This is a genomic window from Agreia pratensis, assembly GCF_900177685.1.
GTDB lineage: Bacteria > Actinomycetota > Actinomycetes > Actinomycetales > Microbacteriaceae > Agreia > Agreia pratensis.
Map to the genome: position 1 here is coordinate 687,866 of NZ_FXAY01000001.1, position 14,011 is coordinate 701,876.

Annotated in this window: 13 protein-coding genes; 11 read left to right on the forward strand and 2 right to left on the reverse strand. The window is 64.9% G+C overall.

Annotated elements, in window-relative coordinates:
• Positions 1–129 precede the first annotated feature (129 nt).
• The 6 genes from guaD to B9Y86_RS17475 all read left to right on the forward strand — a co-directional run bounded on the left by guaD (position 130) and on the right by B9Y86_RS17475 (position 4,843).
• Positions 130–1,527, forward strand: a complete 1,398-nt coding sequence (gene guaD, locus B9Y86_RS03250) for a guanine deaminase (protein WP_085482857.1) — start codon at positions 130–132, stop codon at positions 1,525–1,527.
• 2 nt (positions 1,528–1,529) lie between these two features.
• Positions 1,530–2,231 carry an antibiotic biosynthesis monooxygenase gene (locus tag B9Y86_RS03255; RefSeq protein ID WP_085482859.1) on the forward strand — a complete coding sequence of 234 codons (702 nt, stop codon included), beginning with the start codon at positions 1,530–1,532 and terminating at the stop codon, positions 2,229–2,231.
• 176 nt (positions 2,232–2,407) lie between these two features.
• Positions 2,408–2,698 carry a hypothetical protein gene (locus B9Y86_RS03260; RefSeq protein ID WP_085482861.1) on the forward strand — a complete coding sequence of 97 codons (291 nt, stop codon included), beginning with the start codon at positions 2,408–2,410 and terminating at the stop codon, positions 2,696–2,698.
• Between the two features lie 70 nt (positions 2,699–2,768).
• Positions 2,769–3,071: a hypothetical protein gene (locus B9Y86_RS03265; RefSeq protein WP_085482863.1), complete on the forward strand. Its 303-nt coding sequence runs from the start codon at positions 2,769–2,771 to the stop codon at positions 3,069–3,071.
• 87 nt (positions 3,072–3,158) lie between these two features.
• Entirely contained in the window at positions 3,159–4,475 is a 1,317-nt protein-coding gene (locus B9Y86_RS03270; RefSeq protein WP_085482865.1) for a UDP-glucose dehydrogenase family protein, read from the forward strand.
• A 194-nt stretch (positions 4,476–4,669) separates the two neighbouring features.
• On the forward strand, positions 4,670–4,843 hold the full coding sequence (locus B9Y86_RS17475; RefSeq protein ID WP_176223237.1) for a hypothetical protein: 174 nt from the start codon (positions 4,670–4,672) through the stop codon (positions 4,841–4,843).
• Positions 4,844–4,950: 107 nt separating this feature from the next.
• On the opposite strand, the gene B9Y86_RS03275 is transcribed toward B9Y86_RS17475, so the two are convergent.
• Together B9Y86_RS03275 and B9Y86_RS03280 are read right to left on the reverse strand one after the other, a co-directional pair.
• The gene (locus B9Y86_RS03275) at positions 4,951–5,472 is read right to left on the reverse strand and encodes an LPXTG cell wall anchor domain-containing protein (RefSeq protein WP_085482867.1); all 522 of its coding nucleotides are present in this window, start codon (positions 5,470–5,472) and stop codon (positions 4,951–4,953) included.
• Positions 5,473–5,552: 80 nt separating this feature from the next.
• The gene (locus tag B9Y86_RS03280) at positions 5,553–7,373 is read right to left on the reverse strand and encodes a DUF4012 domain-containing protein (protein ID WP_176223238.1); all 1,821 of its coding nucleotides are present in this window, start codon (positions 7,371–7,373) and stop codon (positions 5,553–5,555) included.
• Positions 7,374–7,667: 294 nt separating this feature from the next.
• Here B9Y86_RS03280 and B9Y86_RS03285 point away from each other — a divergent pair, with 294 nt between their 5' ends.
• From B9Y86_RS03285 to B9Y86_RS03305, 5 genes are all read left to right on the forward strand, one after another.
• Positions 7,668–8,828 carry a glycosyltransferase gene (locus B9Y86_RS03285; protein WP_085482871.1) on the forward strand — a complete coding sequence of 387 codons (1,161 nt, stop codon included), beginning with the start codon at positions 7,668–7,670 and terminating at the stop codon, positions 8,826–8,828.
• On the forward strand, positions 8,825–9,910 hold the full coding sequence (locus tag B9Y86_RS03290) for a glycosyltransferase (protein WP_085482873.1): 1,086 nt from the start codon (positions 8,825–8,827) through the stop codon (positions 9,908–9,910). Before B9Y86_RS03285 ends, B9Y86_RS03290 begins: the two co-directional genes overlap by 4 nt.
• A 31-nt stretch (positions 9,911–9,941) precedes the next feature.
• Entirely contained in the window at positions 9,942–11,798 is a 1,857-nt protein-coding gene (locus B9Y86_RS03295) for a glycosyltransferase family 2 protein (protein ID WP_085482875.1), read from the forward strand.
• Positions 11,795–12,766, forward strand: a complete 972-nt coding sequence (locus tag B9Y86_RS03300; protein WP_085482877.1) for a glycosyltransferase — start codon at positions 11,795–11,797, stop codon at positions 12,764–12,766. Before B9Y86_RS03295 ends, B9Y86_RS03300 begins: the two co-directional genes overlap by 4 nt.
• 122 nt (positions 12,767–12,888) lie before the next feature.
• Positions 12,889–13,998, forward strand: a complete 1,110-nt coding sequence (locus B9Y86_RS03305; RefSeq protein ID WP_176223239.1) for a glycosyltransferase — start codon at positions 12,889–12,891, stop codon at positions 13,996–13,998.
• Positions 13,999–14,011 lie beyond the last annotated feature (13 nt).

Below are 14,011 nucleotides of genomic sequence, written 5' to 3' on the forward strand. Positions count from 1 at the left end.
GGGCACGCCCATGAAACGCGACGCACCGTAGCAGTCACGGCTGCCGTTGTGGCACGATGTGGCTGAACAGCTCGGTGGCCGGGGGTCCGCATAACTCGTGGCTTTGTCGACCTCGAAAGGCACGATCTCATGGCAATCACAGCAATCCGCGGAACCTTCTTCGACTTCGTCGACGACCCGTGGAAGCACGTGGGCAGTGAACACGAGGCCGCGCGCTTCACCCTCGACGGCCTGCTGGTGATCGACGACGGCATCATCGTGGCGTTCGGCGACTTCTACGACGTGGCCCCCTCCTATCCGGGCATCGACCCGACGGTCATCGCCGACCGCATCATCATGCCGGGGTTCATCGACGGCCACATCCATGTGCCGCAGACGCGCGTGCTCGGCGCCTTCGGTCAGCAGTTGCTGCCGTGGCTGAACGACACCGTCTTTCCCGAAGAGGCGAGGTACAGCGACCGCGAGTACGCCCGCGAGGGCACCGAGCGATTCTTCGAGAACGTGCTCGCGGGGGGAACGACGACCGTTCAGGCCTTCACGACCACCTCGCCCGTGGCGACAGAAGAGTTCTTCGAGGCAGCATCGCGCCGCAACATGCTCGTCATCGGTGGAGTGACAGGCATCGACCAGTTCGCCCCCGAGGGCACGACCAGCACGCCCGAGCAGTTCTACGCCGACAGCACCGCCATGATCGAGAAGTACCACGGCACCGGCCGCAACCTCTATGCCATCACGCCGCGCTTCGCCCTGGGGGCGACCGAGCGGCTGCTCGAGGCGTGTCAGAAACTGAAGCAGGAGCATCCGGATCTGTGGGTCAACACCCACATCTCTGAGAACCCGGCCGAGATCGCGGGCGTGCTGCAGGCCCACCCCGACTGCACCGACTACCTGGGCGTCTACGAGAAGTACGGGTTGGTCGGCCCCAAGTTCTCGGGCGGCCACGGCATCTGGCTCTCTGACAACGAGTTCGCGCGCATGAGCGACAGCGGCGCCGCCGTGGTGTTCTGCCCCTGCTCCAATCTGTTTCTCGGCAGCGGCGTCTTTCGCCTGGGCAAGGCCACAGACCCTGACAGGCGGGTTCGGATGTCGTTCGGTACCGACATGGGCGGAGGTAACCGTTTCAGCATGGTCAACGTTCTCGACGAGGCCTACAAGGTGGGCATGCTCGGCAACACGCTGCTCGACGGAAGCACCAATCGCGTCACCCAGGATCTGGCGCAGTCGGAGCGCAGCAAGCTGTCGCCCTATCGCGCGTTCTGGTCGGTGACCCTGGGCGGTGCAGAGGGGCTCTACATCGACGACCGGGTGGGCAACTTCGAGGTGGGCAAAGAAGCCGACTTCGTGGCCCTCGACTACACGGCCGGCCCGCCCGCGATGCCGTGGCACCAGGAGCTGTTCTTCGGCGCATCCGGCCCCACCACCATGGAGGAGGCCGCCCACGCCCTATTCAGCATCATGATGGTCGGCGACGACCGCAATGTCGACGAGACATGGGTCTCGGGCGTGCGCCTCTACAAGAAGGCCTGAGCGTGAACCACGAGCCCGTCGCCGTCTACCGAGACGAGGCGGTCGCCGGCAGCAGCGGCTTCTCCGCCATCGTGACCGCCGAGGTGCCGGCGGGTCTCGATGACGAGTACATCGCGTGGCAGAACACGATCTCAGCGACCGAGGCCACATTCGAGGGGTTTCTCGGCCATCGCGTTCAACGCCCCGTCGCGGGAGCCCGACACGAGTGGGTGGTCGTCGTGAGCTTCGACACCGAGGCGCACCTGTCGGCATGGCTCGCTTCGAGCGAGCGAGCCGCGCTTCTCGCCGAGGGCGAGAGATTCAACCGCCAGCTCGAAGTCACGAAGACGAGCTTCGGTTTCGACTTCTGGTCACAGCGACCGGATGCCGTGGGCTCGGCCCCGAAGGCCCCGGTCGGCAAACAGAATCTGCTGGTTCTGATGGCCCTCTATCCGATCGTCTTTCTCTGGGGGTACTTCGTCAGCACTCCCCTCTTCGACGGACCGGGCGAGATTCCGTTCTGGCTGTCGCTCTTCGTGGGCAACCTGGTGAGCACTCAGCTGCTCGGCTGGTGGGTGATGCCGTGGGTCTTCAGACGCTTCGACTGGTGGCTGAAACCTCGACAGGGGGTGCGTGTGCAGGTGACAGGATTCGTGATTCTCGCGGTGATCTACGGCTCTTCGATGGCGCTCTACGCCTGGCTCCTTTCGCTCGTCGCTGCCTGATCGTCGGCAGTCTGCGACATAGGTGATCTGAGCCGACTTAGAAGCCCCACGCTCGGTGAACCGATTCTCCGAACTTGCTCCGGGTTTCGTAGCACACCCCGAAAGAGGGACATAATTGAGGATGTGTCGCGATCTCATCCCGAAGGTCTCGATACGACAGATCAGGAGGCAATCTCGTGAAACGCATCGAATGCCAGGGCAAGAGCATCCTCACCACAACGGCAGTGGCAGAGGCCGTCGCCGACTTCTACGCAGCCGCCCACCGACGCGGCCGCACCGTGCGAGTCGACGTGCCCGCGGTCGACCACGATCGCCCGCACGTGCCGCTCGTTCTGACGCCCGGCGAGACGCTCACGCTTCGCGACTGCCCGATGCGGCCGGTCGAGCTCGACGCCACTCACCTGATCGAGTCGCTGGCCACCAGGCAGTCCGCGTGGCTTCCGAGAGTAGGCCGCACGCACGCATAGCCCGAAAGTCAAGCCCTCAGAGCAGGCCCGCAGATCGGTCAAACTCAGTAGGCGACGACGAAGGGCAACCATGAAACGCGTCCAGTGCCAGGGCAAGATCTTCGTGACCACCGACGATGTCGCGCGGGCGGTCATCAACTTCTCTCAGGCGGCACAGAAGCGGGGCCGCGTCGTGAAGATCGATGTGCCGGCCGCCGGTGGCGATGCGGGCGAATACGTCGTCGAGTTGGTGCTCTTTCCCGGTGAACAGCTCGACGTCTCCGACTCCCTCGACGAGCCGGTCGAGCTCGATACAGCGCCCCTCATCCGCTCGCTCTCTGCACGCAAGCTGGCGTGGCGGCCCCACACGATGCCCGAGAGCGAGACCGCGTAACCCTTCGGATGCATAACTCTGGTAGTAATGAGGCATGGATCGGCACAGCGGAGTGCGTCAATTTGCCAAGTCGGGGGAAGGCAGAAGATGAAACTCTCTGTAATCGGATGCGGCTATCTCGGGGCTGTTCACGCCGCGTCGATGGCCGAGCTGGGTCACGACGTGATCGGCATCGACATCGACCAGGCCAAGATCGACGCGCTGGCCGCCGGCAAGGCGCCGTTCTTCGAGCCGGGCCTGCCCGAGATCCTTACCTCAGCCACCGCCACGGGGCGCCTGCGCTTCTCGACTGACCTCGCCGACGCAGCCGGAAGCCAGGTGCACTTCATCGCCGTGGGCACTCCGCAGAAGCGCGGCAGCTATGCCGCCGACCTCACCTATGTGAACGCGGCCCTCGAGGGCCTGCTCCCATATCTATCGGATGGCGACCTGGTGGTCGGCAAGTCGACAGTGCCCGTCGGCACCGCAGCCGATCTCGCCGCCAAGGTGGCGGCATCCGGCTCTGGAGCGATGCTCGCGTGGAACCCCGAGTTCCTGCGCGAGGGCTTCGCCGTGCAAGACACGATCTCGCCCGACCGTCTCGTGTACGGACTGCCGCCCGAGCCGGCCCAGGCCGAGGCATCCAAGGCCTTGCTCGACGCCGTTTACGAATCGGCACTCGGCAAAGACACTCCGCTGGTAGTCACCGACTATGCGACCGCCGAACTCGTGAAGGTCTCGGCCAACGCGTTTCTCGCCACGAAGATCTCGTTCATCAACGCGATGGCCGAGATCGCCGAGGTCACCGGCGCCGATGTCACGCAGCTGTCGACCGCGATCGGCCTCGACGACCGCATCGGCTGGAAGTTCCTGAAGGCCGGCGTCGGCTTCGGCGGCGGATGCCTGCCCAAAGACATTCGCGCCTTCACGGCCCGCGCAGAAGAGCTGGGCCGCGGCGAGAGCGTGGCATTTCTCAAAGAGGTCGACGCCATCAACCTGCGTCGCCGGCAGCGCGTGGTCGACCTCGCGGTCGAGGCGCTCGGCGGCCAGGTCAACGGCAAGAAGATCGCCGTTCTGGGTCTGGCGTTCAAGCCGCACTCCGACGATATTCGCGACAGCCCGGCGCTCGACGTAGCCGTGCAGCTGAAGGGTCGCGGCGCCAACGTGGTGGCGACCGACCCCGAGGCGATCCACACGGCCAGCCGCGTGCATCCGCAACTCACGTACGAGGCTGACCCGGCCGCTGCGCTGCAGGATGCCGACCTGGTCGTGCTGGTGACGGAATGGGACGAGTTCCGCTACATGGACCCCAGCTGGGCGCTGCCGCTGGTCAAGACCCCCACCATCATCGATGGCCGCAACACGTTGGATGCGACGGCGTGGCGCGCTGCCGGCTGGACATACATCAGCCTCGGTCGACCGTAAGGCCCGTCGCTCCCTCCGCGCTGGTCGAGTAGCCAAAGGCCGCCCGCGGCCGACGCATATCGAGACCACCCCACTCCTCTAACACCGGTCGAGCAGGCCGCCCGCGGCCGTATCGAGACCTCCCGATACACAACGTTCCGTAGTTAACCGAGAATTACTCGCTTATCGCCCATGTGCCCCCTAGGCTGCCCCTCATGGAACTTTCCGGCGTGGCAGTCGCAATCACTCTCGCCCTCGTCGCCTGGCTCTGCCTGGCCCTCACCGGCGGCCTGCTCGTGGGAGCGATCGTGCGACGTCGCGACGCTCCGCCCCTGACGTCGCTGCACACCGTCGGCACCGGAGCATCCGACCCCTTCGACGCCCAGTAGGACCGCGCGCTGGTTCGCTAAAAGACTCAAGGCCCCGAGCGATGCCCGGGGCCTTGATATCGAAGTTCCTTTTGGAGGAAGGTTCCCCGCTTAAAGAACCGCTGTTGTTAGACGGCGCGCTTGTTGCGGCGAACGACGTTGAGAACGAAGACGAGCGCGAGGCCGAGGATGAGTGCACCGCTGGCGCCCCAGACGATCAGCATGGGCGTCTCGAAGCCGGTGTTCGGCAGGTTGCCGTTGGCGTTCGAGCCCGAGCCCGAGCCAGAGTCGGCCGGAACGACCGTCAGAACGCCCGTGGAGATGTTGGTCGCGCTGGTGACGGTGATCGTGTAGCTGCCCGGCTCCTTGGCGGACGCCGTGTAGACCACGGAGCCGTCGGCGGCGGCGGGACGCGAAGCCGTGGTGACGACCTTGATGGCACCGAGCGTCACGGCGTCTGGAGCAGATGCGACCGTCGCTTCACCAGGCTGGAAGCCGGAGAAGGCGAGAGAAACCGGTGCGCCCGGAGTGATGACAACCGTGCCAGGACCGGATCCGTCGTCTCCGTACGGAGCCGCATTGGCCGCGGTCGGAACCGAGAAGATGGCGAGAACCGCGAGTAAGCCGACGGCGAGAGACTTTTTAAGCATAGAAAACTACCCCCAATAGTTAGTGAATTTCGTTATTCAAGGAAGGCTGAATGGCCCTGACCCCCGGTAACGATTACTACTTACTGTAAGGCATCCGCGCAGTCTAGTGCGAGGGAGGTTGTTTCGAGTGGGTAAACAAAGGGGGTGTGTCGCACAGATACCTCTCGCTGCGTGGTGTCCGCGCCCAGGAATTGAAAGGCCAGCACCGTGCTCTGACCCGGGGCGAGTTCGACCTCGACCTTGCTTACCCCGTAGCCCGAATCGATCGCTGCCTGGTACGGTGCCCTCTCTCCATCGCGCGCGACCCCCACGTTGAAGAGGCCGGGCGCGCCGTACGCAGCGATATTGGTGCGGATATTGCCTTCGGGAATAGAGAAGTCTCCGCCCCCGGTCACATACTTCGGCAAGGACGTTGCGGCATCGGCCGGCGCCGTGTTGGTGAGTGTGACCTGAATCGCATTGATCGGAAGCCCGTCGTTGCGACAGACAGCACTTCCTGCCGCAATCTCCACACGCAGATACGGGTCCATCTTCGCCGTCGTGCTGTCGTTGAAGTAGAGACCGAAGGCCTGCTCCTTATCCGAGCCAACGGGTAGCTCACCCGTCACCCGGTTCTTGGCCAGCAGCTGCTGCTCGCCGTCGTTGGCACTCCAGATCAAGACTCGGTTCTCGCTGCTCGCCTGCGCGAGCGCCGACACCAAGGCGGAAGGGTCGACGGCACCGGCCGCGAGCTTGTCGAAGACGGCCGACGCGGCCGAAGCGAAAAAGGCGTCCTGCTGGACGGGGTCCGGGTAACGGGCATACACGTCTTGCAAGAGAAGCGTGACCGCGTTGTCGCTCGTGAGCTGGTCTCCCGTGGCGAGTTGAACGGGGCCAGTGGCTTTCAACAGGTACGACAGCGCGACCGGGTCGAGAGAGATCACGCCGTCGACCTGAAGGCCGAACCGTTGGCTCCACATTTCCCGCGCGATCTGTGCCGACAAGGGAAAGTAGGGCGTGAAATTCACATCTTGGATGTACTTGGCCGTGTTCGGCCCGTAGAGCGTGCGAGTATCGGCGGGCAATTCGACGACGGGTTCGGGAAAGGTATCGAACTGGGTGGTCGAGGCCTGTTGCACGAGACTGACGGCCCCTTTGTCTGCCCGAACGATGGCCATCGCCCCGGGAATTCCACCCGTCGAACGCAACTCAGCGTTGTTCTGGAACAGCACGAGGTAGTTGCGCGGTTGTTCGTTGCCTAGCATCGAGGGCAGTAGCCGTGACGCGTCACTGGCGATCTGCAGCCCCGAGGAGGCCTCTTTCAAGTACGTCCCCAGCTGCGTGCGCGCGTCGATCAGGGGTTGCACGGCATCCGTCGAATCGATCGCGTCGACACGAGCGGCCGCGGCGGTCACGACCTGGGACGCGTCGGCCAGGGTTGCCTGCGAATCGATGAGCGGCTGCAGCTGGATCTGACCGTCGACCGGTTTGAAGCTCGACACTCCGATCGAACCGGCGAGCTCGGAGAGGGGCACGACGCCGTTTCGCGAGACGTCGTCCGCCGCGGCGGTGATCTCGCGCATAACGCGCAGATTGGGGCCGACCCACGGCGTCACTTCGGCAAATCTCCAGATCGGATCACTCGTCAGCGATGCAGCAGCGCCCGCATGATCGGCGAGTTCCTGGGCAGAGGCACGCGCGTCATCGACATCACCCGACACCAGCTGCTCTTGCAGACGCGACGCGACCGGAAGAGCCGACTCGAGTTCGCCCTTGGCCAGATAAGCACGAACACCGACCCATGCGGCCAGGCCGACGAGGAGCACGGCGACGACGATCACCGCTGTGAGGATGCGTCGGCGCACCGGCGAGCGGCGGCGCCGAGAACGGCGCTCACCGCGAGTCGGCTGAGCTCGCGACATAGACGGTTTCCAATCACTAGCGAGCGATGAGATGCAATGACCTGGCTCTGCACAACAGTATCCAACCCCGCACCGCCCATACCGAGAACACGTCTCGCCCATCTCAGCTCGGCAACGAATGGCCATGCGTAGGTCTGACCTGATGACGGCGAAAGCATCATCGGATAGGCTGCGTACTTCCGAGCTACAACAAAACTGGCGTTACAGCGTGAACGCCAGCGCGTTGCATACCTTTGGGGGGGCTATGTCGGAAGAAATCACAGTATGCGGTCGTGACGTGGGCGTGATCGCCTGATGTCCAAGCGCAAGTCGGTGTCGATCATCGGCACCCGAGGCTATCCGAGCTACTACGGCGGCTTCGAGACGGCAGTGCGACGGATCGCGCCATATCTGGTCGATGCGGGCTGGGATGTCACGGTCTACGGCCGACACGGATCCACGGCACCCGACGATCCCACTCGCGATCATCGAGTCGTGACCCGCACCACCTGGGGCATCGAAGGGCGCTCGGTGAGCACTCTCACCTACGGCCTGACGGCGTCGATGGATGCCGCGGTGCGGCGCCCTGACGTGGCGCTGGTGATGAACGTGGCCAACGGCTTCTACCTTCCGCTTCTTCGTGCACGCGGCATTCCCTCACTGGTGAATGTCGACGGAATCGAGTGGGACCGCGCCAAATGGGGTCGGCTCGCGAAAAACGTCTTCCGCGCTGGCGCACGCATGACCGCGCGATTCGGTACGCGGATGGTCTACGACTCGCACGAGATCGGGCGGCGCTGGCGCAAGGAATTCGGCGTCGATGGCGTCTTCCTTCCCTACGGCGGCGACACCCCCGCCGAGCTGCCGATCGAACCGGGCCTAGAGCACCGCGGATACGTGCTCGTGGTCGCCAGATTCGTTCCCGAGAACACCATCGAGGAGTTCCTCCTCGCAGCGGAGACCATCTCCGAACGGTGGCCCGTCGTGATCGTCGGCTCGTCCGGCTACGGCGGAGAACTCGATGAACGCGCCCGCAAGTTGGCCGACGACCGAGAGAACGTTCACTGGCTCGGCCACGTGAGCGACGACGCACGGCTGTTCTCGCTCTGGCAGCACGCCGGAGTGTATTTTCACGGTCACAGCGTCGGCGGCACGAACCCGGCGCTCGTTCAGGCCATGGCCTGCGGTACGGCCATCGTGGCACGCGATACCCCGTACAACCGCGAAGTACTCGGAGCCGACTCGGTGCTCACCCGGCCGGTTCCCGACGACATCGCCGAGACCATCATGCAGCTCATGCTCGACCCTGGGCGCATCGAGGAGTTATCGAAGAGGAACCAGGAGCGCGCGCACAGCAGCTACTCGTGGCAGCAGATCTGCGCCGGATACGAGCAGGCCCTCACCGAGCTGATGACGCGTCGCTCGCTCCGATCGGCCAAAGAACGTGGCGAGGCCGATCAGGGGGCAATGCTGTGAGCGCGCTGCCCCACGACGAGGTCTCCGACATCCGCGTGATTCCCCGGCTCCGTGCGGCACACGTGGAGCGCGACATCCCTCGCCCCGGCTCGCTCGTGCTCTATTTCGAGGCCTACTCCGACCTGCCCGACCACATTCCGCCGCAGTTTCGCCGCGCCGATCTCTTGACGATGCTGCGCGCCGTCGCCTCCAGTCGAGGGCGCATCCTCGAACTGCCCGAGCCCCTGTGGGTGCGCTTCTACCCGGCTTCGCTCACCATCGCACTGGTCTGGCGACTCAGTGGGGCACTGCGACGCATCAACCGCAAGGCGCGCTTCTACGCGATCGAGAACAACGATGTCGGCCATGTCGTCTTCGGCTCGGCGAGGCCGGCCATGAGACGGTTGCTCGAACGACCGATAGCAGCGCTGATCGGAGCGAGCATCAGCACGTTGTTCGAACGGGTCGCGTTCGGCAGCGATGGGTCGTTCGAGACCTACCGCTCGATCCCCCTCTGCCGGCCGCTGAAACACAGGGTCTTCCTCGAACTGCCTCAGCGCGCCGATACCTCGACAACCCCGCGCGCCTACAGCGCCATCTTCGTGGGAGGCCTCGAGGTACGAAAAGGAATCCCTTTCCTCTTGTCTGCCTGGGAACGCGTAGAGGAGGCCCTGCCCGAATCCACGCTCACCATCGTGGGCGCTGGGCCACTCGCACAGGAGGTTCACGCCTGGGCCGACAAGAATCCGGCTCGGCGATCTGCGACAGGCTCGCTCGGCAGGTCCGACGTAGCAGCCGCGCTCGCGCAGAGTGCGGTGCTGGTCGCCCCTTCGCAGCGCAGTGGTCGCTGGCGCGAGCAGATCGGCCTGCCGATCTCCGAAGCACTCGCTCGAGGACTGACGGTCGTCACGACAGACGAAACGGGATTGTCATCGTGGCTTGGCGAACACGGCCACACGGTGGTGCCGGCCCAGACCTCCGCAGAGAGGCTCACCACCGCCATCGTCTCGACACTTCTCGAACCTCTGGATCGCGCTGCCGTGCAAGACGCACTCCCTGCCGAAGACGGCCGCCGCCGCGCCCATCGCTGGCTTCACAGCTAGTGTCGAGACAGTCCACCATGCGAAGGATCACATGAGCATTCAGGGCGTCGTCGCGGTCGTCGTTCACCACCGCAGCTATGACACCGTCGGCCGAACCGTCGCGAGCCTCATCGAACAGGGCCTCGACACTGCTGACATCGTTGTGATCGACAACAGCGAGCAACCCGAGCGATGTCCGGAACTCCGGCAGACGATCCACGACGGCGTCGAGATCGAGTTCGTCGAGAACAGAGGGTATGCCGCGGCGATCAACGCGGCCATCAGGTATTTCCGTGAGCGGGAACCTCTGCCGTCGTTCTTGCTCGTAGCGACCCACGAGACACGCACAGAGCCTGGCGCGGTTGGCCGACTCGTAGAGGCTCTGGTTGCGGATGCCGGGGCTGCCGTCGCAGGCCCCACCCTCGTCTCCGGTGCGGAGGGTGAGCAATTCGTCTGGTCGACGGGAGGTTTCATCGACCCGATCACGCACGTTCCGAAACACCACGACCACCGCGCCTCGCTCGAGGAAGTGGATGTCGAGGGAAAGCCGCGCGCGCGTCGCTGGCTCGATGGAGCGTTTCTCCTCTATCGATGGGTCGACATCGAGCGGCACCCGCTAGACGAGAGGTTCTTCGTCTACATGGAGGAGACCGATCTCCATCTGCGCCTCGGTGCCGCACGACGCCGCGCTCTGTGGGTGCCCGGCAGCATCGTCTGGCAGAGCTCGGGCGGCGTGCCTCCGTACTACTTCGCCCGCAACATCCGGCTTCTTCTGAAAAAGCACGGAAACCTCTTTCAGCGCACACTTGCGGCTCCGTACATGATCGCTCGACGTCTACTCGCAACCGTCGTGCGCTCCAAGTCACTGGCAGCCGTCGCGCCCACCCTGCGAGGCGCCCTCGAACGTCTGCCGAGCGATCGCATCCACGACGACAGGCCAGCGCGACCGGTGATCATCATCAACCCGCTCGCTGCGGCCCTCGCCCACTATCAAGAAGAGACAGTCGCGGTGTTCGAGGCCGCCGGAGTGCCCTTCTCGATCCTCTCGGTGCCGGAGCCCTCGCACGCCAGCACGGGTCGCGTCGCCTGGCTGCGAGGGGTGAACGGCCTCTACTCCCAGGCGGCGAAAATGGTTCGCCGAGATCCCCGCAGCAGAGTTCTCGTGCTGTGGCCGGCCACCGGTTATGTCGACCTTCTCCTGCTCGCCCTGCACGGGCTGCGGGGGTCTGTGATCCTGCACGATCCGCATCCGCTCGTACGCGCGATCGGGTACGGTGCGCTCGTTCGACGGATCGCGAGCAGACTGTGCGCGAGGAGGATCACCCTCATCGCGTTGAGCCGCGGGGCCGCAGCCGAGATCACCCGTGATGCGGGAAGGATCCGCGTCGAGACGCTGCCCCATCCGATTCTTCCGCCCACCGAGCACACACCGCCGTCTCCATCACAGACCGTTCGAGTGCTTGGCCAGTTCAAGAAAGATCGCGACCTCGGCGCCCTCGCCGCGATCGGCGAGGCCCTGCACGACGAGTTCGATCTTCAGGTCGTCGGGCGCGGCTGGCCCCCGGTGCCGGGCTGGACTGTGGAGTCGCGATTCGCGAGCGAAAGCGAAATGGATGAACTCCTCCAGAGCAGCGCAGCGGTGGTTGTGCCGTATCGGCGGTTCTACCAGAGCGGCATCGGCATCCGCTGCCTCGAGCACGGCACGCCTCTCGTCGCTCCAGCTCAGGATTTTCTTGTCGAGATTCTCGGCACCGGCGCTCCTGGGCTCGTCGAGGGGGATGCTCGGTCGAGCTGGGTCGACGGCGTGCGGCAGGCGATGGATGCCGGGCGCGACCCGGTGATCGCGGCCGCGGCGGAATGGCACACGAAATGTCTTCGGGCGTGGACGGATTGGGCGAATAGAGAATGAGCAGCGACGTGCCCTATGTGATGGTCGCCCTCGGGCGCAGCCGACCGGCATCCGACTCGGATTGGATCGACTCGGGCCTCGTCAGGCACTTCGTCCGATTCGAGCGGGCCGCACCCTCCGGATTCCGCTTCTCATCGCGCATCTTCGGCCTCGGCCTCGACTCCGCGATCGTGGCGCTGAAGGTGGCAGTCCTGGCCCCCCGAGGTCCGTATCTCGCAGCCAACCCCTGGGTCGCAGTGGCCCTGAGGCTCTTGGGCAAGAGACGCATCGCTGTCACGGGCATCTACGCAGAGAACGGCTCGCGCAGCTTCCGTCTCCTCAGGCGTTTTCTCGGCGACGCTCCCGTCGTCACGCTCGTGAGGCACGAGGCGGAATCATGGAACGCTGCGGGCGGGCGGGCTACCCCGGTGATCTACGGCAATACGTTCGGCTATCCCTATCCGACACCCCCGCGCACCGACGGCAGGATCTCGATCTTCATCGGCGGTTCGTCCGACCGCGACCCAGCGGCGATCGACCGACTGGAGGGCGAACTGCGCGACGCCGATTCGGCATTCGACCTGGTCATCGTCTCGAAAGAGGAGCCATCGTCGTGGTCGGGGCAGAATGCGACAGTCACTCGAACCGGATACGTCTCGGCTGACGAGTTCGGTCGGCTCATCTCTCTCTCCGATGTGGTCTACCTTCCTCTCTCGCACGGGCACCGGGCAGCGGGCCACATGGTCGCGGTGGGCGCCCTCGAAGTCGGCGTTCCCGTGGTGAGCACCGATAGCCCGGCGATGACGGGTTATGTCGACGGCACCGTCATCCGCACGGCGCCGAGCGACGAGAAGGTGCTGCCCGCGCTCGAGTCTGTCGCGCTGTGGGGGCGCGAGAACCGCCCAGAGGTGCGGGCCGAATGGGATGCGCATTACAGTCACCGCGCATATGTCGAGCGGGTCGCCGCCGCACTCCGCCAGAGGGCCTAGACAGAACACCTCATAGCGTAAGTCAAGCAAAGCTCGACTTCTGTTATCGTCATTGCGCTGGGAACCACCCCGTTCCCGGAGGGCTGAAGACAGCCGTTGCCGAACATGGGAACCCGAACCCGATGTCTCAACCTCAAACGGCGAGCCCGCGCGGCGCGACCGACGTGCGATTCCTGCGGGTACTGCCCGAACTCCGCGCCTCGCAGGTCGAGGACTACCGCAACGCCGGACGCGACGGCGACGTCATCTATTTCTCACGTCACTACGATCTCGGCCTCAGCGACATACCGCCCACGTTTCACTCCGTCACCCTCGGGCAGGCGGTGAGGCAGGTTCTCAGATCAGAGGCCGACACCTTCGAACTTCCTGAGCCTTTCTGGGCACGTTACGCGGTGCACACCGTCATTCTCGCGTTGATCTGGCGCATCAACGGGCTCCGGCGAGGCCGCAGCAGACGCGCGCGGCTCTACGCCATCGAGAACAACGATCCGATCATGGCCCTATTGGGACGACCCGTTCCTGCGGCACTGCGAGCGGTGCTCGCGGCCGGACTCGGGCTCTTCATCCTTCTGAGCTACGAGCGCATCGCCTTCGGCAGCGACGGCGCGAAGAATGCCTATGAGTCGTTGCCCCTGGTCAGCTCGATCCCCAGCGGCACGTTCCTCGAACTGCCCACAGGAGCGACCGATCTGCCAACCCGGTCGAGCCCTGGATCGAAGGCGATCTTCATCGGCAACCTCGAGTCTCGCAAGGGCCTGTCGACGCTGCTCGAAGCGTGGCCTCAGGTGGAGAACGACCACCCCGCATCGCACCTGACGATCGTGGGCGCAGGTGCGCTCGAGCAACGCGTCGCCCGCTGGGCGGCCGAAAAGGCGCAGAGCCGCTCGTTTCTCGGTCGGGTCGAGCATTCGCAGATCGACCCGCTCCTCGACCAGGCAGATGTCGTGATCGTGCCATCAGAACGCGACGGGCGCTGGCGCGAGCAGATCGGGCTTCCCATCGTCGAAGGCTTGTCGCGTGGGCTCACTGTCGTCACCACAGACGAGACGGGGTTGGCGCCGTGGCTCCGCTCGACCGGCCACGTGGTCGTCGCCTCGCCCTGCTCTCCGGCAGAGCTCGCCGAGGGCATTCTCTCTGCCCTCGAGTGCCCTCTGCCCCAGCACGACGTCGTCGCGTCGCTTCCCCGTGAAGAGGCGCGCATACAGGCCGCGCGCTGGCTTCTCGAGCCGTGACCGCCGGCATCCG

Bases quoted from the DNA above. Each gene is read 5' to 3' on its own strand.
- guaD (WP_085482857.1), top strand. From the start codon at position 130: ATGGCAATCACAGCAATCCGCGGAACCTTCTTCGACTTCGTCGACGAC.
- B9Y86_RS03285 (WP_085482871.1), top strand. From the start codon at position 7,668: ATGTCCAAGCGCAAGTCGGTGTCGATCATCGGCACCCGAGGCTATCCG.
- B9Y86_RS03265 (WP_085482863.1), top strand. From the start codon at position 2,769: ATGAAACGCGTCCAGTGCCAGGGCAAGATCTTCGTGACCACCGACGAT.
- B9Y86_RS03305 (WP_176223239.1), top strand. From the start codon at position 12,889: ATGTCTCAACCTCAAACGGCGAGCCCGCGCGGCGCGACCGACGTGCGA.
- B9Y86_RS03300 (WP_085482877.1), top strand. From the start codon at position 11,795: ATGAGCAGCGACGTGCCCTATGTGATGGTCGCCCTCGGGCGCAGCCGA.
- B9Y86_RS03270 (WP_085482865.1), top strand. From the start codon at position 3,159: ATGAAACTCTCTGTAATCGGATGCGGCTATCTCGGGGCTGTTCACGCC.
- B9Y86_RS17475 (WP_176223237.1), top strand. From the start codon at position 4,670: ATGGAACTTTCCGGCGTGGCAGTCGCAATCACTCTCGCCCTCGTCGCC.
- B9Y86_RS03295 (WP_085482875.1), top strand. From the start codon at position 9,942: ATGAGCATTCAGGGCGTCGTCGCGGTCGTCGTTCACCACCGCAGCTAT.
- B9Y86_RS03280 (WP_176223238.1), bottom strand. From the start codon at position 7,373: ATGTCGCGAGCTCAGCCGACTCGCGGTGAGCGCCGTTCTCGGCGCCGC.
- B9Y86_RS03275 (WP_085482867.1), bottom strand. From the start codon at position 5,472: ATGCTTAAAAAGTCTCTCGCCGTCGGCTTACTCGCGGTTCTCGCCATC.